The sequence below is a fragment of the Exiguobacterium sp. TNDT2 genome, from assembly GCF_003331145.1.
Taxonomy (GTDB): domain Bacteria; phylum Bacillota; class Bacilli; order Exiguobacteriales; family Exiguobacteriaceae; genus Exiguobacterium.
The window spans coordinates 1-1,331 of the sequence record NZ_QLVE01000065.1 but is presented as its reverse complement, the minus strand read 5'-3'; the positions used below and the strand labels follow the sequence as shown (position 1 = coordinate 1,331).

Here is a 1,331-nt window from a genome sequence, read left to right as displayed (position 1 = left end):
GTGACATCGAGCTCACGGAAGGCGTGCGCTCGCTCGTCTCGGAAGCGGACCGCATCTATATCGTCGCCTGTGGCACGAGTTATAACGCTGGGCTCGTTGGAAAAGACATCCTTGAGCGAATTGCCGGCATTCCGACCGAGGTCCACGTCTCATCAGAATTCGGCTACAATATGCCGCTCTTAAGTTCACGTCCGCTCTTCGTCTTCTTGTCACAGTCTGGAGAGACGGCTGACAGCCGGGCCGTCCTCGTCGAAGTGAAGAAGCGCGGCTACAAGGCACTCACGATGACGAACGTGCCAGGATCGACACTCTCGCGTGAAGCGAACGAGACGATGCTCCTCCACGCCGGCCCAGAGATCGCGGTCGCGTCGACGAAAGCATACACGGCCCAAATCGCCGTGCTCGCGATTCTCGCATATGATATCGCCCGCGCGAACGGGAAAGATTTGCCGTTCGAGTTGATGCCGGAACTCGCGCGTGTCGCGACGATCATGGACTCAATCATGTCGCAAAAAGAGCTGTTCGAAGATTTGTCGGACCGTTACTTGAAGACGACGCCGAACACGTTCTTCATCGGACGTGGCCTCGATGCGTCGGTCTGTCTCGAAGGCGCGCTCAAAGTAAAAGAAATCTCGTATATCCAAGCAGAAGGCTACCCGGGCGGAGAACTCAAACACGGGTCGATCGCTTTGATTGAAGACGGCACACCGGTCATCGCGCTCATCTCGCAACCGAAGACGAACTTGAACATCCGCGGCAATGTCAAAGAAGTCGTCGCCCGTGGTGCGAACGCGTGTATCATCTCGATGCAAGACGTCGAGCACGAGAACGATGAGTTCATCTTGCCGCACGTCGAACCGATTCTCGCCCCGCTAATCACGGTGTTACCGGTTCAACTCATGGCGTATTATGCCGCGCTCGCACGTGGCTGTGACGTCGATAAACCGCGTAACTTGGCGAAGTCGGTGACAGTTGAGTAATTAACATCTACAATAAAGACAGAGGAGCATTTGAAGCTTCTTCTGTCTTTTTTATTATTAATATAATTCTGAAATAGAGAGGTAAGTAAAATTAATTGAAAGAACAAGTATTTACACCACTAAAAGTTGTGCAAAAAATGCTAGATATGGCAAATTATAATGACAATCTTTACGGGAAAAAAATATTAGAAGATTCTTTTGGGAGCGGAAACATATTAATTCAAGTTATAACTCGCTATATTGAAAAATGTCTTGAGGAGGGGATAACACTTTCAAATATCAAAAAAGGATTGGAAGAAGATATTTATGGATCAGAAATCGATACCAACCTATATGAAGATTGTATTGAAA

The 1,331-nt window shown here is 49.0% G+C and carries 2 protein-coding genes; both read left to right on the top strand.

From position 1 onward, the window contains the following. Positions 1–980: isomerizing glutamine--fructose-6-phosphate transaminase (locus tag DPV68_RS14790; RefSeq protein ID WP_114167516.1), on the top strand; the 980-nt coding region annotated here is incomplete at its 5' end. 95 nt (positions 981–1,075) lie between these two features. After that, on the top strand, positions 1,076–1,331 hold a 256-nt coding region (locus tag DPV68_RS14785), incomplete at its 3' end, for a hypothetical protein (protein ID WP_198662342.1).